We start from the raw sequence: 25,950 nt of genomic DNA, 5'->3' as shown, positions 1-25,950 counted from the left end.
GGAAAAAAGCCGGACGCAACGTCTCGGCTTTTTATCTTTCTTACGATTAAATTGAACGATTGTTTACATCGCTTTGTTTTTTCTCATAAGAAGAATCTGTACCTGTTTTTTGTTGTGTATCTGTTGAAGAAAGTGTACGTGGCGTAACAACCGCTTTAGTTTGAGTGTTAGCGTTGGATTGATAATTATCATTTTCTTGTTTTGCTTCATCAATCGCAGCTTTTGTTTCACTTTTTACCTCACTCGCCGTATTCTTTGCTTCTTGTAGCTTTTGACGAGCAGATAGAGAAAGGTTTCCTGATTTTTCTTTTAAAGATGCGACAGTATCTTTAGCATCCATCGTCCCAAGTTTCGCTTTCAACATGGTTTCATCTTTCATTTGCTGTGTTCGTTCTTTTAATTTAATAGATGAATCGCGAAGATCGTTTCTAAATTCATTTCCGTTTTTAGGTGCATATAACAGAGCTGCTGCAGCTCCTACAAGACCTCCCACTACTAATCCTGTAGCAAAACCAGAGGTATTACTTTTCTTGCTAACGTTAGTATCAGCGTTTTCTCGTGTTTGGAAATCGGAATGTGTAAAAACCGGTTCCGCAGTAGTCGTTGGTGTATTTGTATAGTTAGGCATAGTATAAATCCTCCTTTTAGTCTGTATAAAACCCTACCCGGAACGTATAAATGATAAACATGAAGTATAAAAAGGTGAAGTGAGCTGTAGGATTTAAGCTAGTATATTGGAAGGAGAAATAAGGGGGGAAAGAGTTTGACAACTTATAGGAGCTATTTTGGAGAAATAGAAAAAGCCGGGCAACGAGCACCCGGCCGATTTCTATTTATTTCATTAACTTTTTAATTCTGGAAGCATACGAACTTCTTCATTCATTGCAGATTTGCAAATGGGGCATTGCGGTTCTTTTTGCAAAGAATAGTCAGCGCGCATCCAGCAAGAGCATCCATCACTCGTACATGCCCAAACCTTCGTTTCTACGTCTGGAATCGGCTCTGCAGGTTGTTTTGAAAAAAAAGCCATAGATATCCCCCTTTTCTGTTCTACTTATAGTATACGCCTAAAAGAGGAAAAATATGTATCAATTTGATTACATATTTAAAATAAGTTCATATTGAAGAGAGATATCCCTTGCCCAACGTGCATGAATCTCTTTGATTTCTTTAGGAGATTGTATCGAGATATTTGTTTTTAATGTCCATAAATACTCAGCGGCTCTATCAACATAAGTTGCCAAAATATCTCCTGACAAACGATATAGACCATTCTCTTTCGTTCTTATAAATTGCCGTAGAAAAGGATGAGACTCACAATAATTCAAACCTTCTTGTGAAATTTCTGCTTCTAGTCTAACGTAGTTTCTTGGTGAGATCTGAGATGCCCAATTTTGAATGGTCACGTCAGTAAAGTCTTTCACTTCTATCGGTTCATAGTTAATCACAGCGTGTTTAATATCTGATAGTTTAAAAATATGATAATCCATAAGTGAATAACAGTATGCGGGACAATACCATTCACCATTTTCGCTAAAGAGGCCGATCAGTTGAATGTTGCTATACAATTTTTGTTCATTCATCGTATAAAGAATCGTAACAATCTTTTGCTTGATTGAAGCTTCAAGGATGATTGGTGCGATTTGATTCTTCGTAGGCATCGGAAGCTGAACAAATAGCCGTTTTTGAATCTGCGCCCAATTATCCTTAGCATCTTCTGGCATGAATTGATGAAGTTTATTTACTATTGATCTACTTTGCGTTTGAAATGGAAAACTCGTTTCAGTGAATGTCTGTAAACTAAAAAGAATAGAGGAAGCTTCCATTTCGGTAAATCCGATAGGAGGCAGGATCCGGTCATTTTCGATTCGATATCCGCCGTGTGGTCCGAACTCAGAAACGATGGGGAGACCCATCTCAATAAGATTCAATAAATCTCGCTGAATCGTTCTAGTAGATACTCCGAATTCATCGGCTAATTCCTTTAAGGTAAAATGCTTTTTTGAGTTTATGGAAAGCAGTAGCCGTTCCAGTCTTTTTATCTTTGACATGTTAGACCCCTAATTGACATATTCATGTATTAAAACTTTTGTACTAGTCTTCGTATGTTATATCGTACAAATAAGGTAAAATGTTAGGGTTTATCCAAATAAAGTAAGAATAAATTTAAAAACACGTTATTCCATAGGATAACGTGTTGATTTCGTAGTATGAAAGGTAGGAAAACTAATCTGCGGTCATTGTTATAAGCAGTTTTTTAGTATTAGTTCTTTACTATTGAAGAAAGGTGTTCAATACATTGAACCATATCCGCAAGCTGTTTATCAGTGAGCTGTGACATGTACTTAATCAGTACACCGTTTCTTTTTTCTTGAATTGCATGAAACGCTACTAAACCGGTTTCATTTAATTGCACGTATACAATTCTTCGATCGAGGTCAGACCGATAACGATCTACTAGTCCTCTTTTAACAAGTCGGTCGATGATAACGGTAGTAGCACTTGCACGTACTTTCATAGCGTCAGCAATCTCAGAAACCGTCCATTTCTCACGTGATGATAAAGTCTTTAATATTTGGAATTGAGTAGAAGTTATCTCTTCTTCTTCCCAAATCTCAGGCTTTATCACGTCCATGATCTCATTAAACGCTTTCTCTATACGCTCTACTTCCATTAATACATTTCTACTATCTGTCACCACTTTCACAGTACTGCCTCCTTAGCTTACATTACTCCTATTTTAATATAAATTTCCGATAAGTTCCATTAAAGAGTAGTATAAAGTATCTAGTTTTCAATGTGTATCTCTGTGCTAGTATTTAAACTATTGAAATATAGGTTTAATTTAGAAATAAAAATATATTTTTCTGATAATAGAGGAATTCTCTTATTATTATCTAATAAAAAATAGAGAGATAAAGGGGGATGTGCAATATGGCACGTATTGCTTGGATTACAGATAGTACAAGCTGCATCACACAGGAAGAAGCGAAGGAACTTGGCATTCATATTATTCCTGTATCTGTCATAATGGAAGATAAAATTTATAAAGACGGTATAGATATTACTCCGGATGAATTTTATGCAAAACTTGAAAATGTTTCTGAGCTCCCAAAAACGAGCCAGCCAACAGTCGGTGAGTTCTCTGACTTTTATGAAGTTCTAAAACATAACTATGATTGTGGAATTGCCATTCATGTTTCTGAAAAATTCAGCGGCACGATAAACGGTTCAAGACTTGGCGCGGAGATGGCAGATTTTCCTGTACATATTGTGGATTCAAAAATATTATCTGAATCCATGAAACAACTTTTATTAAAAGGGAAAAAGCTTGAAGAGGAGGGCCTAGAAGCCGAAGATATAGCTATGATGCTTCGTGAAACGGCAGATCATGTAAAAGGATATGTATGCATCGGAAGTCTTGAACAGCTAAGAAAAGGCGGTAGATTATCTGGCGCAAGCTTTCTTGTTGGAAATCTTCTTCAGATCAAACCTATACTTACCTTTGACGATGGTTCACTCGTACCATTCGAAAAGATCAGAACATTAAAAAAAGCAGAATCCCGCGTTCTTGCTTTATTTGAGGAATCTGCACAGAATAAAGGTGCATACGGTGTAAGTGTCGTATACAGCGGCTCCTCAGAGAAAGCAGAGGATTGGCTTCATCTCTTAAAAGAGAAGTATCCTCATATTACTTTCAATCTAGGGCAGCTCAGCCCCGCGATCGGTGTTCACGTCGGCGCTGGCACCCTCGGCCTCCTCTGGTTCGAAGAATAGGGGTCTGACCCCACACAATTACAAACAGCCAGAATGTCCATCCGGGATGCACATTCTGGCTGTTTTGCATTCAATCATCTATGCTCGTTTCTTTTTCTTACGCTTTCTTTCGAACGGCAAAGACGATCAAAATACCCCATAGGATAAGAAGAGGCAACAATGCTGACTTTTCTGTAAACAAATCCACTGAAATAAATTCGTTCAGAATTGTTCTTAAGTTCGTTATGATGATTAAGCCCCCTGCAAGGACTCCTAATAGTGCTGGTTTAAGCTTTTGCACGAGCCATGCTGCAAAAGGAGCTGCTATAATCCCACCTAACATCATCGCAACTACGACCTGCCAAAGCATGGTCTCCCAACCGATAAACAAAAAGAAACCGATAGAAGCTGATAATGAAACAGCAAATTCACTGAAGTTTACAGAGCCGATCGCTTTACTGGGTGTAAGGTTTTTCTGTGTGAGCAGAATAGGAGTCGTAATGGGCCCCCATCCTCCGCCTCCTGTCGCATCCATAAACCCAGCGAGGAGTCCTAATGGTTGATACATCCTTCTCTTAGCTGTGCTTACTGTAGAATCAGTTTCTATATTCACGTTCACTTTTATCAGTAAAAAGCGGAACAACACATAAAAGCCAAGTCCTAATAAAAATAAGGAGATGTACGGTTTTATAAAAGTCGAAGGAATATAACTTAAAAAAGCAGCACCTAAGAATGCTCCGATCGCTCCTGGAATGACAAGCTTTTTCACTGTGTTCATATCAACGTTTCCGAATTTAAGATGTGAATAGCCTGAGACAGCAGATGTCACAACTTCAGATAGATGAACAGAAGCCGAAGCTAATGCCGGTGAGAAACCAACAACTAACAAAAGAGTCGTAGAAGTAACGCCATATGCCATGCCGAGAGAGCCGTCAATGAGCTGAGCCATGAGGCCGATCAGAGCTAGCATTACAATTTTTTTCATAGAAGGTCCTCCAACAATAGAGATTCTATAGATTATGAGGACAAAATGAGAATGCTTAGGACAAATGTTTATGATTTTAAAATTTTTCTCTGTAATTTCAAACAAAACGAACTGAAATAATTGTTTTTTTCCTCATTTTTAGATACTCTAATAGACAGTGTTGCAAGTAGAGGTTAATCGCCTTTATTTTGTGGAATAATACAAAACAGACATAAATACATAAATTGGAGTGATATGTACAATGGAAATCGGTTTAATCGGCCTTGGAAAAATGGGCTTCAATATGGCACTGAACATGAATGATAAAGGAAATACGGTTTTCGCTACAGATGTTAACAAAGACACTGTTAAAGAGATTTCGGCAGAAGGTGTTAAAGGTGTTGACTCGATCGAAGAACTTGCTAATTCTTTCACAGGAAGAAAAGCGGTTATTCTTTTAGTTCCAGCTGGAGAGATTGTTGACCAAGTAATCGAACAATTGAAGCCGCATTTAACAGAAGGCGATATTATCGTTGACGCTGGTAACTCCATGTACAAGCACACTCTTCGCCGCTATGAGGAACTAAAAGCAGCTGGCATCCATCTTGTAGATGTTGGTACGAGCGGTGGAACTGACGGAGCTCGTTACGGTCTTTGTGCAATGATGGGTGGAGATGACGATGCAGTTAACTATCTTGCTCCTCTATACGAAAAAATCTGTGTGGAAAAAGGATTCATGATCACTGGCCGTGCAGGTTCTGGTCATTTCTTGAAAATGGTTCATAACGGAATTGAGTACGGTATGATGCAAGCGATCGGAGAAGGTTTTGAGATCTTAGATAAAAGTGACTTCGATTACGACTATGAAGCGGTTTCTAGAGTATGGAACAATGGATCAGTTATCCGTAGCTGGCTGATCGAACTTATGGAGAACGCATTCAGCAAACAGCCAAAACTTGAAGACATCCGCGGCGTGATGAACTCTTCAGGTGAAGGGATCTGGACAGTTGAAGCTGCTCTTGACTACCAAGCATCTGCTCCAGTTATCGCATTATCACAATTCATGCGTTTCCGTTCATTAGAAGACGACACGTTCCACGGTAAAGTCGTTGCAGCACTTCGTAACGAATTTGGTGGCCATGCAGTCGTGAAAAAATAATAAAACACCTTAATGAAGACCTCATTGCTTATCCGTTTAAGCAGAGGTCTTTCATTAATATTTGGACATTCAACATATACTAGTGATGAAGAGACAAGAATAGGAGTTTTGATCATGGAAGAAAAGTTTGTTCGTGAATCTCGGACGGTTAAATCCTCTGTAGTACTACCACCTGATACAAATAATCATGGTACGTTATTTGGAGGAAAATTGATGGCTTACATCGATGATGTTGCTGCTATATCAGCAATTCGACATGCGCGAAAGAATGTAGTTACGGCATCAACGGATTCTGTTGATTTTTTACAGCCGATTAAAGAAGGACATTCTGTGTGTTTAGAATCATTCGTAACATGGACGAAAACAACATCAATGGAAGTCTTCGTAAAAGTGATCTCCGAAAATTTATTATCTGGAGAACGAAAAGTTTGCGCTGTTTCCTTTCTAACATTCGTAGCGTTAGATGAAGATGGAAAACCCACCCCAGTGCCAAAAGTCATACCTGAAACAGAAGAAGAAAAATGGTTGCATGAGCATGCACCGGAACGAGCGATCGCGAGGAAAAAACGCAGAGAAGAAAGCAAAAAATTAGCCAAAGAGTTCGGAGTAAAAAAACCTTGGGATCCCATGTGAGCATAAAGATATATTTTTAGCATTTTGCAGTTCATAAAATTCGCATTTTGAAAATAAGATGCTATAATTAAATTACCTTTTTCCAGCCAGGGATACAGAACCCTGGCATTATACTGTTAATTGTTAAAGCCCCTGATCGTTTTTTGATCAGGGGCTTTTTTGTGTGCAATAAAGTATGCCTGAGACCGCCCGCCCGTTAGAAGCAGTTTTGGTAAAACACCACTTGAAATGGATATCGTTCCTTTTTAGTACATAACGAAAGCGTGTTGTGCAAATGCTATGAAAAGTTTGGTAAAAAGGTGGATGGTTATGCGAAATAGAAGAAAACGTCCAATCATTAGAACTCATAAAAAGTTAACGGATATGTTAGCAGATAAAAAGCATGATGATCCTTCTTCTCTTCGGTCCAAAACCATTTCTATGGAAACCTCTAAAAGGAAAGAAACGGCAGAAACGGTTGTCGGAGAACTTAGTCCCATTCTCCATGTAATGGTCGATCGGGTAAAGACACTCTTAGGTGACCCCATGGATTTAATCGTTCGTGAATTTGAATTTGAGTTAGAACAAAAGGTTACGGCAACCTTATTATTCTTAGAAGAAATGAACGATCCTCAAATTTTAAATGAGTTTATTCTATCACCCTTGATGTCACTGTCATCTCATAAACAATCTTCTCCAGTACCCGTGGACCATGTATTACATTACATCAAACAAAATGCATTAGCACTAGGAAGAGTTTTGGATGTCGAAACAGAAGACGAACTAGTGGAAGCTCTTCTGGCAGGGTTCAGTGTTCTTTTAGTTGAAGGGAATACGAAAGGGCTAAAACTGGGAACGACCGGTGGAAAAGTTAGAGGGATAGAAGAGCCTTCGTCAGAAGTTGTGATTCGTGGTCCTAAAGATTCTTTTACAGAGTCGATTAAAACGAATATCTCATTGATCAGACGCCGGGTAAGGTCCAAAGATATTAGAATCGAAAAATTTAAAATAGGAGAGGTCACACATACCGATGTTGCAATCGTTTATCTAGAGAATATCGCAAACCCGTTATTGATTAAGGAAATAAAAGAAAGAATAGAAGAAGTGAAGACAGATGGCCTGCTAGAATCTGGTCAACTTGAAGAGTTCATTCAAGATGAGACTGTTACTGTGTTTCCCCAATTTTTGAACACAGAACGACCAGATGTGGTAATTGGAAACCTTCTCGAAGGTCGTGTGGGCATTATTATTAACGGAACACCATTTGTACTAATCGCCCCTGCACAATTCATACAATTCTTTCAATCATCGGAAGACTATTATATGAGATATGACATCAGTACATTTCTGCGCTTATTAAGATTTTCAGTTTTTATAATCTCTTTGATCGCACCATCAATCTATATTGCACTCACCACTTTTCATCAAGCCATGATTCCTACAACTTTATTGTTTGGTATAGCAGCTCAGCGAGAAGGTGTTCCGTTTCCTGCGATTGCAGAAGCGTTAGTCATGGAGATTACTTTTGAAATATTACGAGAAGCGGGCATTAGGATGCCCCGTGCTGTAGGAGTCGCTGTCTCAATTGTAGGCGCTCTTGTTTTGGGACAGGCGGCTGTTCAAGCAGGACTTGTTTCTCCTGCCATGGTTATCGTTGTAGGAATTACAGCTGTAGCCAGCTTTGCTATTCCATCTTTCGCTGTTGCCACATCAGCTCGATTATTACGGTTTCCATTAATGTTGGTCTCATCTGTTTTTGGCTTCTATGGTCTTACACTTGCATTGATTGTGATCATCGCACATTTAACAAGCTTAAGATCTTTTGGTTATCCATATTTGAGTCCTTTTGCTCCTATACAAACACAAGATTTAAAAGATAGTTTGTTTCGATTTCCTATTACCAAATTGTTTAAAAGACCAAAGAAGCTTTCGAAAAAAAACCAAACACGCACTCAACCTTATTCGGTTAAGAAGAAACGCGAGGAGGAAACAACACGTTGAAACTGTTAAAAAGTTGTCTTCCTCTCTCACTTTGCCTTCTATTTTTAACAGGCTGCTGGGATCAAAATGAGTTGGATGAGCTTTCTATTGTAATGGGAATTGGAATTAACCTAGATAAAAAAGGGGATTTAATCGTTACCTACCAAGTAGTCAATCCAACCGAAGTGGCACCAGGCATAACTGGAGCAGGAGGAGGAAAGCAACCTGTATTTACCGTTTATGAGACAACAGGTAGAAACTTGATGGAAGCGACGAGAAAAGCAAGTAAACAAACATCAAGGCGTTTATTTTTTGCGCATGCGAGGATGCTTGTCTTTAGTGAAAAAATAGCAAAAGATAGTATCTATCAAGCCGTCGATATGATTTCACGAGACCCAGAAGTCCGTTCGACCATTCAGGTTGTGGTAGCGAGAGATACGACACCATCCAAATTATTAAGAACGTTTACGGCCATCGATAAAGTTACTTCTGACGAAGTGGCTACAATTTTGAAGATTTCAGAGAAAAATTGGGGAGAAAACATGCAGCAAGATATAAATGAAGTGCTTCAATCTATTATTGATGAAGGCGGCGAACCGATTATCAACGGCATCAAGATAACGGGTGACAAAAAGTTGGCAATGACAGCACAAAACTATGAAGTAGGCGATCCTGCTAGAGTTCAATTATCAGGTATGGGAGTATTCAGAGATGGCAAGCTGCAGGGTTGGTTGGATGGTCCTGAGGCGAGAGGTGTTCTGTGGATAAAGGGAAAGCTTGTTAGTTCAGCGATCACAGTACCTTGTATGAATAAGGATAACGGATATTCTATCGAAATTGTTCGTTCAAACACTGAACTGTCAGCAGATACAAAGCGGGATATACCGACTATAACGCTTGATGTGTTTCCAGAAGCGAATATTGCAGAAGCAAACTGTGCTGTGAACTTAGAAAACCCTTCTGAAATCGTTAATATCGAAAGTAGATTAAACCTAGTCATTGAAAAAGAAATTCAAGAGACAATTACAGCTTCACAAGGTTTTAACAGTGATGTTCTTGGATTTGGAGAATTATTGTATCGCGAGAATCCAAGAAAATGGCGCAATGATTATAAAGAGAACTACAAAGAAATCTTTCCGGAACTAAAAGTGGAAGTGAACGTTGATTCTCGAATTAGAAGGTCAGGTATTCGAACTTCACCATTCTTGTTTGAAGAAAAGAAAAAGAAAGAGGCTCCATAATGAAGACCATCAAGATCGATATCCAACAATACTTTATTATCATCGTTTTATTTGAACTTGGAAGTGCGATCCTTGTTGGTCTAGGAATGGATGCCGGCAGAGATGCATGGATCGCGATACTTTTAGGGATGGTTTCTGGCATGGTTCTTTTTCTAGGGTATTTTTATCTATATAAACAGTTTCCTGAACAATCTTTAACACAATATCTACAGATCTTGTTCGGGAAATCTATAGGAAAGCTATTTGGTTTTCTATATCTAATGTACTTCATGTACCTAGCTGCTCGTGTTTTACGTGACTTTGGAAGCCTTCTGCTATCCGCAGTTTTTGTCCAAACACCTATTATTGTCGTAAATGCGCTAATGATTGCTACGATTGTTTATGTATTAAAATTAGGATTTGAAGTACTGGTGAGAACAGGGGAGATCATATTTTCATTAGTCGTTTTACTAGGTATCACTCTTGCTGTACTCGTTTTATCAGCAGACTTGTTGAAATACAATTATCTTCTCCCCGTCTTAGGTCAAGGATTTTTACCAGTCTTGAAAGCAGCGTTCCCCGTAACTCCGACTTTTCCTTTTGGAGAGATGGTGGTCTTTACGATGCTGTTTCCTTATTTGAAAACATCAAAGAAAAGTAAAGCACTCACAGTTGGTTTATTTGCCATAATGCTAAGTGGTCTGATCTTAAGTGTAACGGTCGCGATGGACATCGCGATTTTAGGTGGGCATGTTGCTACTCATGTCTACTTCCCATTGCTTGCTGCCGTTGCGAAGATTAACTTAGGAGAATTTATTCAAAGGTTGGATGCACTAGTGGTGTTCACCCTAATTATTGGAGGATTCTTCAAGATCTCTGTATTATTTTATGTGGCTGTTAAAGCAACACAAGACATCTTCGGCGTAAAAGAAGAAAAAAAGCTAATAGGCCCGATTGGTATTGTCTTAATATTGTCATCCATTGTTATAGCAGCAAATTACGTGGAGCATATTAAAGAGGGTTTAAGTATTGTCCCACATTTTATCCATATTCCGTTTCAAGTTGTTTTACCGAGTCTGTTCATTATTGTATTCTTATTGAGAAGAAAGAAACTTAAGTCTTTTGCTTCTTCTCCATCAACATCGACAGAATAAATGTCAGGATAGGTAAAAGGATCAAAGTAATGACTAAGAAATATTCGACTTTATCAACATAGTGAAAGAAAGACATAAAAGATTTTTTTATAACCGTTGCTGGTGCTATTCCTAAGAACCAATCGATGATAATGAGTAAAGAGATCATGCAAAATAGCAGGATCATATAAATAGTAACAGGATTTTTCATGGTGTTCACCTCCTGTTTTAGTTTTTGCACGATTGACGGCATTATCCGTAAGTTGAACCCGAGGTGATATATTTTGTGTGGACGATATATGCTTTATTATGAAAAAGATGTGATCATTGATGCATTTAACTTAGTAAATGAATTTGATTATGACCAACGCTTCAACATTGCTCCTAGTCAGAAAGTTCTCTCTGTAATAAAAGCTAGCACAGGAAATAGAGCTGGATATATGAAATGGGGACTTGTTCCAAGTTGGGCGAAGGATCCGAAAATAGGGAATAAATTAATGAATGCCAGAAGTGAGACCGTTTCTGTAAAGCCTAGCTTTAAAGACTCTTTTCTTCAAAAAAGATGTTTGATTCCTGCGAGCGGCTTCTACGAATGGATTTTAGATGAGGGTATTGCTAAAAAGCAACCTTTGCAATTTACATTAAAAGATAAAAAGCCGTTTGCATTTGCTGGAATTTGGTCAAGATGGAAAGGTGAAATCAACGGTCAGCCAGAAGAAAGAATTACCTGTTCTATTCTAACGAAAGCGTCCAACTCTTCTATGGAAAAATATCATCACCGTATGCCAGTAATTCTAGAGCCAGATGTTGGAGAAAGATGGCTGGACAGTTCAGCAGGAAAGGACAAGCTTCTTTCAATACTTCAAGAAAACAATCCTGAATTATTTGCTGAGCAAGTCACCTTAGATTTAAACGTTCATAGAACAAACTGACAGTTTCTTTTGATCAAAATTTGATCAGATGAAAGTGTCTTTTCTTTTGCTGAAAATCATACCAGAGTCCTATATTGTAAATTCTTTGTAAGTCTTTCTAACTGTTTTAATATAAAACTAACAATTGAATCGACAGAATTGTGTTATATTTTTCATGGATTTACATGTTTTACATACTATTAGTGAGGCAGGTGGAACGATATGTTCATGAAAATGACGAAAAGGCTTACAAATATAAGTATCATGCTAGTAATGGTGCTTAGCATGGTTTTGCCACTGCAACAAACAGCTTCTGCAGCTGACGTTCTAACGGTTAGCGAAGCATTAGTTAAGCAGGATAAATCAACACAGGTAGTTGAAGGGTATATCGTAGGAACTGTGCATGGAGGCAGTGGGTCTTCTATCTCATTCAAGCATGAGGGGCCATTTACAGCGAATACAAATTTAGCTCTTGCGGATTCGCCTAACGAGACAGATAAAACGAAAATACTGACTGTTCAGTTGCCTAATAATGCTGCTAGAAGTGCATTGAATCTCGTTGAACATCCTGATAACTTAGGGAAGAAAGTTCAACTTAAAGGAACGCTTGAGGCGTATTTTAGTGTACCAGGAATTAAAAATGTAAACGAATTTCAATTTGTTGATGGAACTCCTTCTGAACCACAAGTCGAAGAAGTGCAGTCTTCTGTTGAGGGACAAGTTGTTTCTAAAGGGACTTCTGTCGCACTCTCTACCGCAACAACAGACGCGGAAATTTATTATACTTTAGACGGACAAGATCCGACTACAGATAGCACGCGTTACACAGCTCCTATAACAGTAAATGAAGATGTAACGATTAAAGCTGTTGCTGTTAAGGAAGGATTAAAGAATAGTAACATTTCAGAATTTAAATACCAAGTTGCTCTATCTGGACTTCGTATCCATGATGTTCAAGGAGCAGGACATCAATCTCCTGTTGCAAACAAGGCAGTAGAAGGCGTTGAAGGTATTGTAACAAAAGTGGTTGATAACAATAATTTTTATATGCAAGACGTGAAGCCAGACCGAGACTATAGAACATCTGAAGGAATCTTAGTCTACCAAAAAGATCACGGACAGGCCAAAGGAAATTTGGTGTCCGTTGATGGGTTAGTAAAAGAATGGGTACTTGAAGGGTATTCAGATAAATTAAAAACAGATCTAGCTGTTACAGAAATTAATGGAAGTCGCATTACAAAACTACAAGAAGGACAAAAACTTCCAAAATCAACGATCATCGGTTTGTTTGGTCTGCAACAGCCAACAAAAGTGATCGACAATGATAACTTTGGAGTGTTTGATCCAAAAGAAGACGGCATTGATTTTTATGAAAGTTTAGAAGGAATGCTTGTAGAAGTTAAAAATCCAGGTGTACTTGCACCTCAAAATTACGGGGAACTTGTGGTAGTACCTGATTTTTGGAAGCAAAAAGACTTTAATTCATCAGGTGGTCTAAACATCACAGAGTTCGATTACAATCCTGAGCGAATATTTATCGATATTAACGATGAATCGTTTGTTGCTAAAACAGGAGATTTCTTCTTAGGCTCTATTACAGGTATTGTGAGCTACGGGTTTGGTAACTATAAAGTGTTAGCTGATCGTGAGGAGCTTCCAACGTTTGTTGAAGGAAGAACCAAACCTGAAGTTACAAAAATTCACGAAAAACAAAAAGAGTTAACGATCGCGAGTTTCAACGTCGAGAACTTCTCTGCACTAGAAGAAGGACGTGACAGTACGAGCGATGAAAAAGTAACACGTATCGCAAAATCGATCGTTCGTAATTTAAATGCACCTGATATCGTAGGTCTTGTTGAGATGCAGGATGGAAACGGCCCAACGAATGACGGTACCACAGATGCACAAGCAAGTGCTGACCGATTAATTGCTGAGATTACAGCGCAAGGTGGTCCGCAATATGTGTATACAGATATTGCTCCAGTTGATGGACAAGATGGCGGGATTCCTGGTGGTAACATTCGAGTCGGGTTCATCTACAATCCTGAACGAGTTTCCCTTGCAAAAGGAACAAAAGGAACAGCAACACAAGCAGTTGGTTTTCAAGATGGAAAGCTTACTGCTAACCCTGGACGGATCGATCCTACCAATCCGGCATTCCAAAACAGCCGTAAGCCTGTCGCAGCACAGTTTATGTTTAAAGGTGAAAGCGTAATTGTAGTTGCCAATCATTTTAACTCAAAAGGTGGAGACCAACCGCTGTTTGGGAAAAATCAGCCTCCTTTCCTAGGAAGTGAAGCGCAGCGTTTAGAGATCGCGGGAATTGTGAATGGGTTTGTTAAAAATGTAAAGAGTGAAGATAAGGATGCAAATGTAGTCTTGCTAGGAGATTTCAATGATTTTGAGTTTACGAAGACTCTTAAGAAAGTTAAAGGCAATGAGTTAACGAACATGATTGAAGAGGTTCCATTTAAAGAGCGATACACGTATTCTTATCAAGGAAACGCTCAAGTTCTTGATCACATTCTAGTAACGAATAATATGGCGAAGAAAACAAAAGTGGACATCGTTCATATCAATTCACAGTTTATGGAAGAACACGGTCGAGCAAGTGATCATGATCCAGTCTTAATTCAAGTCAAACTAGATAAAGTCAGATAAATAAACAGCCTGTATTCTAAGGGATTGTTGCTTTTAAATCTTTTGTATTTTCTTCTTTGATAGTTGGTTGGAGTGGAAGGTGAGAGACTCCTGCGGGACAGGTGGGCAGGTGAGACACTTAAAAGTGAAACGTTCGAATGTGGCTCACCGCCTGCCCCGCGGAAAGCGAGCAGCCTGGAACGGAAATCAACGCTTCCAAAAGCAACTAAGCTTACGAAAACAGCCAATAAATAAAAGTCATCCGCATATTGTGGATGACTTCTTCATGTTAACTGCAGTTTAGCGACGGTATCCGCCACCTAGTTGTTGTTCTGCCATTTGAACAAGACGTTTAGTGATTTCACCACCAACAGATCCATTCGCACGGGATGTTGTGTCTGGTCCTAGTTGAACACCAAACTCAGAAGCGATTTCATACTTCATTTGATCCAAAGCTGCTTGTGCTCCAGCTACTACTAATTCGTTAGAGTTATTGTTACGTGCCATATGTATCACCTCCTTGTACTACTAGTTTGTATATATTTAACAAATTTATGCACATATGGAAAAAGTTTTTTCTAGGGTGATGAATATAATAGGTATTCGCATATTTTTGCCTTAACCGACACCAAAACCCGTAAATTTCGTATGATACATCATCCCCCTATTTTTATTTTCTAGATAAGCACTGAGCGATTTTCTATCGCTCAGTGCTTTCTGTTGTTAGGACTTTTGCTGAAACTAGACTAGTTTTGAACTCTAGCTCATTCCTACATAGCCAACTAATTAGAATAAAGAAAATGTATTTGATTTTCACTGATTCGTTCTATAATGAATGAAGGATGCACGTTTATGAGGAATTGAAAAAGTATGGAGTAAATCTGTGAATCTTTCTTAAGAACAATGTAATTGGGAAGAGGGTGTACGATGGAGAAACAAAATGAAAATTTACGGTGGAAAGGTATAGGACTTGCATTAACAGGAGCTTCACTATGGGGTTTCTCAGGAAATGCGGCAGAATGGATCTTTTCACATTCAGCAATGACTGCCACATGGTTAGTATCTGTCCGCATGGTGATGGCTGGAGCGCTGCTGTTATTTCTTATTTCTTTTCATCACAACATATTTGAAGTGTGGAGAAATAAAAAAGACAGATTGGATTTGATCGTATTTTCTTTAACGGGCATGCTTGGAGCACAGCTCACCTTCTTTTTGAGTATTGAAGCGGGAAATGCACCAACAGCAACACTGCTTCAGTTTTTAGGCCCGGTCTTTATTACGGTTTACTTTGCGTTAAAATTCTTGAAATGGCCAAAACGAAAAGAATGGATCGCAGTTCTGATGGCTCTATCAGGAACATTTTTGTTATTAACGAACGGAAGTTTACAAGAGATAACTGTTTCTGAAAAAGCTGTTTTTTGGGGAGTTCTGTCAGGAATATCTGTTGCGGTTTATACTGTTTATCCTGTAAGGCTGCTGAAACAATATCCTTCTGCTGTGATCGTAGGTTGGGCTATGCTGCTCGGTGGCTCTGCTGTTTCCATCTTTACTCAGCCGTGGCAAGCAAATGAGATCGATTGGTCATTCTCATTGGTTGGGATGCTTTCATTTGTAGTGGTATTCGGTACCCTATTGCCATTTTATCTTTACTTAGACTCTTTAAAGTATATAAGCTCGACAGAAACGAGTTTACTTGGAAGCGCTGAACCTTTAGTGGCGACGCTAGTATCGGTCATTTGGCTTGGTACGGCGTTTGGAAGTTACCAAACAGCTGGTGGCATGCTAATTATTTTGACAGTATTCTTACTATCAATGCCCGAAAAAGGATTGATTCGAGTAAATCAATCCGTAAGAAAGTAATACAAACGCATGATTTGACATTTATACAGAATCGTACCACTATTGTAGGGAAGAACTTTCAACAGGAGACGATGCATATGAATGACAAAATAGTATTTTTCGATATAGATGGAACGCTAGTAAATGATGAGAAAAAAATTCCTGACAGCACGAAAGAAAGTATCATTCAGTTGAAAAAGAACGGCGTACATGTAGCAATCGCTACTGGGCGAGGCCCGTTCATGTTTGAACCGATTCGTGAGGAATTAGAGGTTGATTCGTTTGTAAGTTTTAACGGATCTTATGTTGTTTTTAAAGATGAAGTGATCCACAAGACGCCTTTATCTAGAGAAGCGATTCTTAAAATTGAAGAAGAAGCAGAGAAGGCAGGTCACCCTCTTGTCTATCTTGATCATGAAAGAGCGACAAGTAATGCTGATAATCATGAGATCATTAAGAACTGTACGTTTAATCTCATGCCGAGTTATCCCGTGTTCCACCCAGGATTCTATAAGGAAAATGAAGTTTATCAAGTTTTATTATTCTGCCAAGAACAGCACGAACATGTTTATCGAGATGGATACAAAGGCACGTTCGATTTTATACGTTGGCATGAAAATGCGTTAGACATTTTGCCAACGGGTGGTTCAAAAGCAAAAGGAATTCAGGCGTTCATGAACGAGATGAACATGAAGCCCGAAAACGTATACGCGTTTGGTGATGCGTTAAATGATATCGAGATGCTTACATCAGCAGGAACAGGAATCGCTATGGGCAATGGTTTACAAGAAGCAAAAGACGCAGCTGACTTTGTAACCAAATCTGTTGATGAAGACGGCATCTATCATGGACTGAAGCATTTTGGATTGATTTAATAAGTAACACTCTAGTGATTACAGCTAGGGTGTTTTTTTTGTTCTTAAAACGCAGTGAAAGGGGTTAAGGATGCCTCTTAAATGACGATATAACACGTACAGCTAGTAAAGAAAATTTTAATAGGAGTTGAAACGTGTGAGATCGAATGTTAAGGTGATGTGCTTCTTTTTGATCGTTGTCCTTTTAATCGCGGGCTTTCCACTTAGTACTGTCTCGGCAGCAACACAGACCGCTACAGTGAACGCAACAAGCTTAAATGTACGCACTGAGCCTTCCTCATCATCTAAACAGATCGGATCATTAAAAAAGGGATCAATCGTTACTGTATTCAAGATCGAAAAAGGTTGGGCTAACATATCTTTTAATGATAGAAAAGCGTGGGTTAGTTCAGCTTACATAGTATCGAATGGTACAACCAGTTCTTCTACACCATCTCAAAAAGAAACCAAAACGAAGAAAACTGCAAAAGTTACAGCAACTTCCCTAAACGTACGTAATGGTGCAGGAACACAGTATAAATCAGTAGGTTCACTTAAGAATGGGAGCGTCGTTTCTATCGTTAAAGAAGAAGGTAATTGGTCTTCAATAACATGTGGATCGATTAAAGGATGGGTAAGCAGTGCTTATCTTTTGAACCAAACAGGTACATCTCCGACAAATCCTAAGCCTTCTGCAACCAAACCCGTAAATAGCGGAAAGTGGGGAAGAGTAACAGCAACTTATTTGAACTTTCGATCTGCTGGAAATTTATCTTCACCGATCATTGGTTCACTGAAATTTGATACGGCTGTACAAATTTTGTCAGAGTCAGGAAGTTGGGTTTACATTCAAACTTCGGATGGAAAAAAAGGTTGGGTATCTAGTCAATACATATCCATACAAACGGGTGGGTCTTCAGTTGTAACAAATCCTAAGCCTACAACGAAACCTCCTGTTGCTCCCCCTTCTTCAATAGCCAAAAAAGTTGTCATCATGTCAGATGGCGTAAATATTAGGCAAGGTCCTTCTACTGCTTACTTAATAGTAGGTCATGCAAATCAAGGGGACGAATTCGCATTTCTTCAATCGAAGAACGACTGGGTACAAATTAAGCTGCCAAACGGTAAAAGTGCTTGGGTAGCTGGATGGCTCGTTGCTTTACAACAGCCACCTACTTCTAACAGTCCTTCAACATCTAAACCAACCTTAGGGGGATTAAAGGGAAAAAGAATCGTAGTGGATCCTGGGCATGGCGGAAATGATCCAGGTGCTTCAGGTAGATCATCGGGTACACAAGAAGCAGCTATGACGTTGATGAGTGCGAGATTATTAGCCACACAGCTTAGTAATGCAGGTGCAAAAGTAATCTTAACTCGAAGTGATAATACGTATCTCTCTCTTAATAAACGAGTGGAGATCAGTCATTACCATTTTGCTGATGCGTTCGTAAGTTTGCATTATAATTCAGCTTCCGATAAAAGTGCTTCAGGACTCTTAACCTTTTACTACGGACAGAAGGATTTGAAATTGGCAAACTCCGTAAACGCGGGATTGATTCAAGCTAATACAGGGTTAAAAGGTGGTAATGTAAGGTATGGAAACTTTCACGTTCTGCGTGAGAACAAGCAACCAGCGATTCTAGTAGAGCTTGGCTTTTTATCCAATCCGTTCGATGAGATGACGATAAAGAGTAGCTCTTTTCAAACAAAAGCCGCAACGGGTATTACAACAGGCTTGGCTCAATATTTTCAATAAACAGTAGCGGCATCTCAAGAGAAGAAATTCTGAGAGATGCTGCTTTTTTATAGTACTAGGATTTCTTTGGAATGATAGTCAAGACATAACATCGAAATGCACATAAGCTTTTTTCTATCTTTTCAATCACTTTACTGGATTTAAGACGTCGTTTATTCATATAATTAAAAACATAAATAATAAATGTAGTTAACAATAGGTGGTGCCAAATTTGGAGAACTCTGGACTTATTCTTGAAGGTGGCGGAATGCGCGGTGTTTATACGGCAGGAGTACTCGATGTTTTTATGGAGAACGATCTTTATTTTCCGTATGTGATCGGGGCATCTGCTGGTGCTTGTAATGCTGTATCATACCTATCACGTCAGCACGGAAGAAATCGCACGGTAAATCTAGAATACAGCTCTCATCCTGAATATATTTCATATAAGAACTGGTTGTTCAAGAAGAAAGGGTTGTTCGGCATGGACTTTATATTTGACGAACTTCCAAATCGGTTAGTTCCCTTCGATTACGCTGCATTTAAACAATCGAAAGAAAGATTTGTAGTCGTTGTAACAGACGTAAGAACCGGCCAACCCGTTTATTTAAATAAAGAAGATTACGAAGAGATGGAGATCTCAAATGTTTTGCGTGCTTCATCGTCCATTCCTTTTATCGCACCAGTAGTCGAGCTTGCAGGAGGTCAGATGATGGATGGCGGGATTGCGGATCCTATACCTGTTCATAAAGCTTTAAAAGATGGCGTCCAAAAAGGAGTTGTTGTCCTGACTCAAAACGCGGGGTATCGCAAGAAAAAGCCTAAAATGACGTGGGTCACGAAAAAATTCTATCCTGAATACACAGGTCTTGACGAAAGTTTACGTGGACGCTACATCAAGTATAATGAGACGCTTGATTTTATAGAAAAAGAAGAGAAAAGTGGAAATCTATTCGTACTACGTCCCATGGAGAAGATGATAGTAAAAAGAATAGAACGCGATCCTAAACGCCTCGGAGTTCTGTACGAACAAGGAAGAGTAGATGCCCAGAACCAATTAGATAACTTAAGAAGCTGGCTCGCAGAATAAAAAATCCACTAAAAAAAGCAAGCTTGCGATAGAAGTCACGGAACAGACCTCTATCGCAAGCTTTTTTTCATTCAATATATCTTTTGAATAACTTGTTCAATATCTGGTTCTTTCATCTGAATATCAACCGGTTCGCCCCATTGTGTGACTTTTTGAAGTAATAGAGGTGAAGAGAGAAGAGAGCGATCATAATCTATAATTAACTTTTCGTCTTCCCATGTCATTCTTTCAATTCCTTCTAATTGAAGGTCACCCGTGTTTGGTTTTACACGATACTGAATCTCCATAACGCTTGGCAATCCAATATTCTTACGTAAATCTGCGAGCGTTCCATCTAATACAATTTGTCCGTGATTGATCACGATTACTCGGCTGCATAACAGTTCAATATCATCCATATCATGTGTGGTTAACAGGATGGTTTTCTTTTCGTTTTGGTTCAGTTCCTTTAAAAAGGCTCGTATACTGGTTTTTGCATTCACATCTAATCCAATCGTAGGTTCATCTAAGAATAGGATGTCAGGATCATGAATCATGGCTGCTGCCAGATCCCCGCGCATCCGTTGCCCTAGAGATAGTTTTCTAACAGGAGTGTCCATAAACTTTCCAATCTGAAGCATATCATCATACAACTTCAAAAACTGACGGTACTTCTCATCAGGTACTTTATACATCTCTTTTAAAATATCAAATGAATCTCGTAACGGGAGATCCCACCATAGTTGTGTACGTTGTCCAAATACAATGCCGATTTTTTTTGCAACTTCTTTTCTTTTTTTCTGCGGGCTTAATCCGCCTACTTTAATTTCACCGCTAGTTGGATGAAGAATGCCTGATAACATTTTAATCGTAGTGGATTTTCCAGCTCCGTTCGGCCCGATGTAACCTACGAATTCACCCTCTTCAACAGAAAAAGAAATATCATCTACAGCTCTTACCACATGATGCTTTGTAGAAAGAAGAGAAGCGAACGACCCGATAAAGCCTTTCTTTGTTTCATAAATCTTAAAGTGTTTATTTAATTGCTGAGCTTGAATCATATATAGCCCTCCTCAACTTCCTGTACTATGGTAATGACGAATGCCAAACTTCCAGAATCGTAACGAAATGAAAAGAAAAATAATAGAAACGAGTGGTGGTAATGCTAGATTCCAAAGGTCACCGCCTTTGTTTAATAGAAACAGAATAGGTGTGTAGTTCATGAATCCTACTGGTATAACAGTGAAAAAAATGATTTTTAACCAACCGGGATAGATGTTCATGGGATAGTTGGCTGCATTAAAAGGAGCATACAGAGTAAAGGTTTGGAAATCTTTGATCCTTTGTGTCCAAAAGGCAATGGTTGCCGTGATCAGGCCAAGTGAAAAACAAATAACTAATCCAGAAAAGATGGTTACAGGTAAATAAATTAACAAAAGAAATAATTCAACGTTATTAAGTTTTAAACCGATAATAGAAATAACAAGGATCAAAACACCTTGTATCGTTCCTCCTATTCGGGATAGGTCTATGTTCTTAGTTAAAAGCAGTGATAACGGAGAGACAGGTCGAATTAGAAGACTATCGAATTCACCTTCGACCATGTATCGTTCAAAATTATGTACCTCTACACAAAATACTCTGTACAGAGTGATAGCAACAGAAGAGATTCCATAGAGCAAGCCCACTTCATAAAGGTTCCAACCTTTGATATCGTCAAAACGCTGCAGGATTGCTGCGAGCAGCACAAAATCCACCGCCATGATCAAACCGTATGATAAGGAGGATACAAGAAAGTTCATCTTATACTGCATACGCGAACGCAAACTTCCTGATAATAGTTTCAGATAAAGGTTCATGAATTATCCTCCTTGAATTTCTAACTTATGGCGCGCTTTCTCAGTTAGCCAGAGATTGAAACTTGTTAATACCACGACCCAAACTAGCTGGATAAGAATAACTTCACTTGAAACTTTCTCAAGAAATATCATGACAGGATAATAGATGGCTCCGGCAAAAGGTAGATAAGGTGTGATATAAGATAGAGGAGCTGGAAGTAGATCAATAGGTACGAGTTGCCCGCCTAGTCCCACCAATAATGTGAAATTCACAAAATGTGCCCAGTTGATCTCTGTTGTCCAACAAGCACTTATTCCTACTAAGTAGTGAAGGTTTATTGAGATGATCATGGCAAACAGAATAGATATACATAAGAAAAAGTAAGACGGTATGTGTTGAGGTATATAAAAGCCTACAGTAAAAGAAAAAACAAGCCCAATAGGAAGAGAGCGAAAGAACAAGTTATACAATAGTCTCCCGGCTTCTTGAGAGGTAACATATAGAAAAAAGTTTGTTGGTCTAGCGAGTTCTAAAGAAATGGCACCATTTCTTACTCCGTTTTGAATATTAAGTCCTGCCGTTAAGAATCCAGATAACCAGAGGATACATTGTACAGCTGCTATGTAGTAGGTCATATCTAGGGCACTATAGGGACTTTCATTCTCTTTTCCTTGCAGTACACCGACCCAAATGGCGATGAAAACAAATCCGAAGATTGCGCTCGCTGCATTATTGATCAGATGCGCTACCTTGTATTGCATGTTACGCAAAAAGCTCTTTTGTAAAAGAATCCAATAAACCATAAGTCCCCCTTTATGAAGTTTTCATTTTTTAGCGCAGAATTATAAAATAGCAAATTTTACAAAAGTTTGCAATTCTTTTTTTGGAGGTAATTTATATGTCATGCTCACAGTGTCGTCCAGCAGGAGATTTTCCGGAAAGTGGATTTTTTCATATCCGTACCGATCATCCTGTTCTTGTGGAAAGTTTGATGAATTTATTTAAAGAGCATGGTTTAGAAGGTATTCATTCTGGAAATGTTGCATCAGCAAAATATAGAAATCTTATAGAACTGCAAGATTTCATGGAGAAGTCACTTGAAACCTTTAACGACATTGCTGTGGGATCCTATTATTGTTCAGTTACTTCGACATTGGAAGAAATGAGTGTTTTCACACCTTGGATTTCATTTCAGCATTTCTATGAAAGAATGAAGCATATCGATCTGTATGAAATTATTCAACAGCAGCTCTTCACAACACATTCTCAGCCCATTGTTTCTTTACAGAGCGAAGAAATTTATGGATATGAATTCTTACTTCGTCCATTGTCAGAGGAAAATGAATTTAAACCGTATGAACTTTTTCAGTTTGCTGAACGATCGGGTCTACAGGCGTTATTGGATGGAAATGCGAGGATGACTTCCATTCGTAACAGCTCTGGGGCTGTTGCGCCAGGATTGAAGCGATTCATCAATTTCCTTCCATCATCCATCTATGATCCAAAGCATTGTCTAGCTACAACATTTAAAGCAGCTGCTGAGGCAGGAGTAGATCCAAACGATCTAGTCTTCGAAGTGGTGGAGACAGAAGAGATCGCAGACATCAATCATTTAAAAAGCATATTAACAGCTTATCAAGAGCAAGGAATGAAAGTAGCATTAGATGACTTGGGTGCGGGCCATTCAACACTTTCTGTATTAAAAGAGCTGAAACCAGACTATGTGAAGATTGACCGTAAAATCATTTCTTTCTGTGATGAAAATTCTTCTAAAGAAGATATGATCCAGCAGATCGTTGAAGTTGCAAGAGAAATAGGTGCAGTGGTTCTTGCAGAGGGAATTGAAAGAAAAGAAGAAGCAGCCATCGCTTTAAGATGCGGAGTTGAGCTTGCTCAAGGCTACTATTTTGGTCGTCCAGTTCCAACAGAATCATTAGCTGCAGCAGTCCAATAAATTTACGAAAACCTTATCGAAAAAAGATAAGGTTTTTTTTTACGAATGACTTGGAATAATAGTCAACTTCTAGTAATCTATAGGTAGATGCTTTTGTAATATAATTGTAAAATTAACGGGAATATTTCCAAAAGGAGCGGAATGATGGTAACGAAAGCGGATCCGGAAAAAAAGAGGAAAAAGTCGCAAGTGCCCTTTCGTTTAAATGTCTTGTTTTTGGTCGTCTTTTTTCTTTTCTCAGTCCTTATTTTGAGGCTAGGTGTTCTCCAAATTGTAAATGGAGAGGAAAAACGACTAGAGTCTGAAGCAGTTGAAGAAGTTATCGCAAGGAAAGAAGCGCCACGAGGAAAGCTGTTAGATAGCAACTTCCGTGAGGTGGTAGGGAATGAACCTTTCTTTTCTTTAACATATACGAAAACAGTAGATACAAAAGCAAAAGACACGATGCGGATTGCAGAATGGCTAGCTGATCGCCTTGGTGTTACAGAAGATCAGATTAAAAAGATCACAGAGCGCGATAAAAAAGACTATTTTATCGCAAAACAAGATGTGACCAAGATGATTGAAGAACGTCTTAGCAAGAAAGAAAAGAAACTAAGCGATAAAGATCAATATGTCGCACTCGTCAATAAGATTACAGAAGAAGAAATCAATAGTCTAACTGATAAAGATATTAAGATTCTCGCTTACAAACGTGCGATGGATACAGGTTATGCCTATTCAGCACAGCGAATCAAAACCAACTTGAACAACGAGGAAGTTTCCGTGATCTCAGAGAATCTTGGTGACCTTCCAGGGGTAGATATTATGGCGGATTCAAAAAGAATCTATCCATACGGTGGTTCTACCATTTTTGGACAAGTTAAACAGATTCCAAAATCAAAAACAGATTACTTTATGAGCATGGGATATGATCGAAGTGATCAAGTGGGAATCAGTGGTCTTGAAGATCAATACGAAAATGTATTAAGAGGCACAAAAGAAAAATCCGTTTATCTGACAAATCCAAAAACAGGTGCAACGATCGGTGAACCTAAAACGATTCCTGGTCAGCGAGGGAAAGATATCGTTTTAACTTTGGATATGGAGCTGCAATTTCATTTAGAAAAGATTCTTGAAGAAGAAATATTACGAGCTAAGCCACTAGGAGGAAATGATCTTCTAGACTCAGCTTACATCGTTATGATGAATCCTAAGACTGGCGAAATAAAAGGAATCGCAGGGAAAAAGTACGAAGACGGAGAATTTACGAATGATTCTTATGGAGCTTTGTTCGATGCCTACGAGATGGGTTCAACAGTAAAAGGTGCTACTGTATTGACTGGCCTTCAACAAGGATTGATTCATATGGGAGAAGTTATTGTAGATAAGCCCTTTACTAAAAACCAGATGAATAAGTCTTCTTGGAGAACTATGGGCCCAATAACAGACTTACAAGCTTTAATGATGTCGTCCAACGTTTATATGTTTAACATCATGGACCGCATGATTGGTCCTGAACATTGGACTCAAACGTACGCTAAAGCACGTTATTCTTTTAATCAATATGGTTTAGGTGTGAAAACAGGAATTGACTTTCCAAATGAAGCTATTGGATATGAGGGAAAACCACCTGAAGGAGAATCAGGTACTCTATATGACTTAGGTATCGGTCAGTTTGATACGTATACAACCATGCAGCTTGTTCAATATGTATCTACCATTGCAAATGATGGATATCGCGTTAAGCCACATCTTGTTCGTGAGATTAGAGAACCAGCAACAGATGATAAGAGTCATGGTAAACTCTTAAAACGTTTTGAACCAGAAATTTTAAACAAGATTGATGTAGAACAGAAATACATTGAACGCGTTCAGGATGGATTCTGGCAAGTTATGCATGGTTCTAAAGGAACTGCTAAAGGCTATTTTGATGACCCGGCAAAATACCATAATCCAGCAGGGAAAACTGGGACTGCTCAACGTATTATAAGACATCCTCGTACGGGGAACATTGTGGAAAAGCATAATCTTACGCTTGTAGGTTACGCGCCATTTGAAAATCCTGAGATTGCGTTTGCTGTAGTGGTTCCAGAAGGTACACCACAGAACGGAAACCAGAAGATCAATAAATACATCGGGCAACGTGCATTAGAAGCGTATTGGAACTTAAAAGAAGAATACGGTGAGAATGCAGCAGCAGTAACCGGTAATTTAGAAAAAGACAGCGAAGAAGACTCAGCAGAATGATGCTGAGTTTTTCTTTTACTGTTGATTGGAGTGGAAGGTGCGAGACTCCTACGGGA

Annotated in this window: 25 protein-coding genes; 15 read left to right on the top strand and 10 right to left on the bottom strand. The window is 38.8% G+C overall.

The window, feature by feature from the left end; genetic code table 11:
* Nucleotides 1-46: 46 nt before the first annotated feature.
* The 4 genes from FS458_RS13755 to FS458_RS13740 all read right to left on the bottom strand — a co-directional run bounded on the left by FS458_RS13755 (nucleotide 47) and on the right by FS458_RS13740 (nucleotide 2,707).
* Complete coding sequence (locus FS458_RS13755) at nucleotides 47-628, bottom strand: YtxH domain-containing protein (protein WP_144701391.1); 582 nt, start codon at nucleotides 626-628, stop codon at nucleotides 47-49.
* A 213-nt stretch (nucleotides 629-841) separates the two neighbouring features.
* Nucleotides 842-1,030 (bottom strand): cold-shock protein, encoded by a 189-nt coding sequence (locus FS458_RS13750; RefSeq protein ID WP_066392730.1) that lies wholly within the window; start codon nucleotides 1,028-1,030, stop codon nucleotides 842-844.
* A gap of 67 nt (nucleotides 1,031-1,097) precedes the next feature.
* On the bottom strand, nucleotides 1,098-2,051 hold the full coding sequence (locus FS458_RS13745) for a helix-turn-helix transcriptional regulator (RefSeq protein WP_144701389.1): 954 nt from the start codon (nucleotides 2,049-2,051) through the stop codon (nucleotides 1,098-1,100).
* Between the two features lie 212 nt (nucleotides 2,052-2,263).
* Entirely contained in the window at nucleotides 2,264-2,707 is a 444-nt protein-coding gene (locus FS458_RS13740) for a MarR family winged helix-turn-helix transcriptional regulator (protein WP_137789994.1), read from the bottom strand.
* Between the two features lie 227 nt (nucleotides 2,708-2,934).
* Here FS458_RS13740 and FS458_RS13735 point away from each other — a divergent pair, with 227 nt between their 5' ends.
* A complete protein-coding gene (locus tag FS458_RS13735) occupies nucleotides 2,935-3,777 on the top strand; it encodes a DegV family protein (protein WP_186320556.1) in 843 nt (280 codons plus the stop codon).
* Nucleotides 3,778-3,874: 97 nt separating this feature from the next.
* On the opposite strand, the gene FS458_RS13730 is transcribed toward FS458_RS13735, so the two are convergent.
* Complete coding sequence (locus tag FS458_RS13730) at nucleotides 3,875-4,741, bottom strand: sulfite exporter TauE/SafE family protein (protein ID WP_144701385.1); 867 nt, start codon at nucleotides 4,739-4,741, stop codon at nucleotides 3,875-3,877.
* Nucleotides 4,742-4,982: 241 nt separating this feature from the next.
* On the opposite strand from FS458_RS13730, the gene gnd reads away from it, so the two are divergent.
* From gnd to FS458_RS13705, 5 genes are all read left to right on the top strand, one after another.
* A complete protein-coding gene (gene gnd, locus FS458_RS13725) occupies nucleotides 4,983-5,879 on the top strand; it encodes a phosphogluconate dehydrogenase (NAD(+)-dependent, decarboxylating) (RefSeq protein ID WP_137789991.1) in 897 nt (298 codons plus the stop codon).
* Nucleotides 5,880-5,993: 114 nt separating this feature from the next.
* Complete coding sequence (locus FS458_RS13720) at nucleotides 5,994-6,512, top strand: acyl-CoA thioesterase (RefSeq protein ID WP_144701383.1); 519 nt, start codon at nucleotides 5,994-5,996, stop codon at nucleotides 6,510-6,512.
* 309 nt (nucleotides 6,513-6,821) lie between these two features.
* Nucleotides 6,822-8,492 (top strand): spore germination protein, encoded by a 1,671-nt coding sequence (locus FS458_RS13715; protein ID WP_260858629.1) that lies wholly within the window; start codon nucleotides 6,822-6,824, stop codon nucleotides 8,490-8,492.
* The gene (locus FS458_RS13710) at nucleotides 8,489-9,712 is read left to right on the top strand and encodes a Ger(x)C family spore germination protein (RefSeq protein WP_144701381.1); all 1,224 of its coding nucleotides are present in this window, start codon (nucleotides 8,489-8,491) and stop codon (nucleotides 9,710-9,712) included. The genes FS458_RS13715 and FS458_RS13710 overlap by 4 nt, the downstream gene beginning before the upstream one ends.
* A complete protein-coding gene (locus FS458_RS13705) occupies nucleotides 9,712-10,845 on the top strand; it encodes a GerAB/ArcD/ProY family transporter (protein WP_144701379.1) in 1,134 nt (377 codons plus the stop codon). Before FS458_RS13710 ends, FS458_RS13705 begins: the two co-directional genes overlap by 1 nt.
* Here FS458_RS13705 and FS458_RS13700 read toward each other — a convergent pair.
* Nucleotides 10,805-11,035 (bottom strand): hypothetical protein, encoded by a 231-nt coding sequence (locus tag FS458_RS13700; protein WP_144701377.1) that lies wholly within the window; start codon nucleotides 11,033-11,035, stop codon nucleotides 10,805-10,807. The two genes, FS458_RS13705 and FS458_RS13700, sit on opposite strands and share 41 nt — an antisense overlap.
* A gap of 73 nt (nucleotides 11,036-11,108) precedes the next feature.
* On the opposite strand from FS458_RS13700, the gene FS458_RS13695 reads away from it, so the two are divergent.
* From FS458_RS13695 to FS458_RS20755, 3 genes are all read left to right on the top strand, one after another.
* The gene (locus FS458_RS13695; protein WP_260858628.1) at nucleotides 11,109-11,756 is read left to right on the top strand and encodes an SOS response-associated peptidase; all 648 of its coding nucleotides are present in this window, start codon (nucleotides 11,109-11,111) and stop codon (nucleotides 11,754-11,756) included.
* A 207-nt stretch (nucleotides 11,757-11,963) separates the two neighbouring features.
* Nucleotides 11,964-14,396, top strand: a complete 2,433-nt coding sequence (locus FS458_RS13690; protein ID WP_313957527.1) for a DUF6359 domain-containing protein — start codon at nucleotides 11,964-11,966, stop codon at nucleotides 14,394-14,396.
* Nucleotides 14,397-14,505: 109 nt separating this feature from the next.
* The gene (locus FS458_RS20755; protein WP_186320555.1) at nucleotides 14,506-14,679 is read left to right on the top strand and encodes a hypothetical protein; all 174 of its coding nucleotides are present in this window, start codon (nucleotides 14,506-14,508) and stop codon (nucleotides 14,677-14,679) included.
* Here FS458_RS20755 and FS458_RS13685 read toward each other — a convergent pair.
* Nucleotides 14,676-14,882, bottom strand: a complete 207-nt coding sequence (locus FS458_RS13685; protein ID WP_066288466.1) for an alpha/beta-type small acid-soluble spore protein — start codon at nucleotides 14,880-14,882, stop codon at nucleotides 14,676-14,678. The genes FS458_RS20755 and FS458_RS13685 overlap by 4 nt on opposite strands.
* A 420-nt stretch (nucleotides 14,883-15,302) precedes the next feature.
* Here FS458_RS13685 and FS458_RS13680 point away from each other — a divergent pair, with 420 nt between their 5' ends.
* The 4 genes from FS458_RS13680 to FS458_RS13665 all read left to right on the top strand — a co-directional run bounded on the left by FS458_RS13680 (nucleotide 15,303) and on the right by FS458_RS13665 (nucleotide 19,893).
* The gene (locus tag FS458_RS13680) at nucleotides 15,303-16,235 is read left to right on the top strand and encodes a DMT family transporter (RefSeq protein WP_144701371.1); all 933 of its coding nucleotides are present in this window, start codon (nucleotides 15,303-15,305) and stop codon (nucleotides 16,233-16,235) included.
* A 77-nt stretch (nucleotides 16,236-16,312) separates the two neighbouring features.
* A complete protein-coding gene (locus tag FS458_RS13675) occupies nucleotides 16,313-17,089 on the top strand; it encodes a Cof-type HAD-IIB family hydrolase (protein WP_144701369.1) in 777 nt (258 codons plus the stop codon).
* Nucleotides 17,090-17,225: 136 nt separating this feature from the next.
* Nucleotides 17,226-18,824: an SH3 domain-containing protein gene (locus FS458_RS13670; protein ID WP_144701367.1), complete on the top strand. Its 1,599-nt coding sequence runs from the start codon at nucleotides 17,226-17,228 to the stop codon at nucleotides 18,822-18,824.
* 211 nt (nucleotides 18,825-19,035) lie between these two features.
* Complete coding sequence (locus tag FS458_RS13665; RefSeq protein WP_144701365.1) at nucleotides 19,036-19,893, top strand: patatin-like phospholipase family protein; 858 nt, start codon at nucleotides 19,036-19,038, stop codon at nucleotides 19,891-19,893.
* 71 nt (nucleotides 19,894-19,964) lie between these two features.
* Here FS458_RS13665 and FS458_RS13660 read toward each other — a convergent pair whose 3' ends face one another.
* The 3 genes from FS458_RS13660 to FS458_RS13650 are packed head-to-tail and all read right to left on the bottom strand — an operon-like array spanning nucleotide 19,965 to nucleotide 22,514.
* On the bottom strand, nucleotides 19,965-20,933 hold the full coding sequence (locus tag FS458_RS13660) for an ABC transporter ATP-binding protein (protein WP_144701363.1): 969 nt from the start codon (nucleotides 20,931-20,933) through the stop codon (nucleotides 19,965-19,967).
* Nucleotides 20,934-20,945: 12 nt separating this feature from the next.
* Nucleotides 20,946-21,731, bottom strand: coding sequence for an ABC transporter permease (locus FS458_RS13655; RefSeq protein WP_144701361.1), 786 nt, complete (start codon nucleotides 21,729-21,731; stop codon nucleotides 20,946-20,948).
* A 3-nt stretch (nucleotides 21,732-21,734) separates the two neighbouring features.
* Nucleotides 21,735-22,514 (bottom strand): ABC transporter permease, encoded by a 780-nt coding sequence (locus FS458_RS13650; RefSeq protein ID WP_144701359.1) that lies wholly within the window; start codon nucleotides 22,512-22,514, stop codon nucleotides 21,735-21,737.
* Nucleotides 22,515-22,609: 95 nt separating this feature from the next.
* On the opposite strand from FS458_RS13650, the gene FS458_RS13645 reads away from it, so the two are divergent.
* On the top strand, nucleotides 22,610-23,665 hold the full coding sequence (locus FS458_RS13645; protein ID WP_144701357.1) for an EAL domain-containing protein: 1,056 nt from the start codon (nucleotides 22,610-22,612) through the stop codon (nucleotides 23,663-23,665).
* A gap of 144 nt (nucleotides 23,666-23,809) precedes the next feature.
* Nucleotides 23,810-25,894 carry a peptidoglycan D,D-transpeptidase FtsI family protein gene (locus tag FS458_RS13640; protein WP_186320554.1) on the top strand — a complete coding sequence of 695 codons (2,085 nt, stop codon included), beginning with the start codon at nucleotides 23,810-23,812 and terminating at the stop codon, nucleotides 25,892-25,894.
* Nucleotides 25,895-25,950 lie beyond the last annotated feature (56 nt).

The organism is Fictibacillus phosphorivorans (genome assembly GCF_007673525.1).
Taxonomy (GTDB): Bacteria; Bacillota; Bacilli; order Bacillales; family Fictibacillaceae; genus Fictibacillus; species Fictibacillus phosphorivorans_C.
Note: the sequence above shows the minus strand (reverse complement) of the source record. Positions and strands in the feature narration are given on the sequence as shown.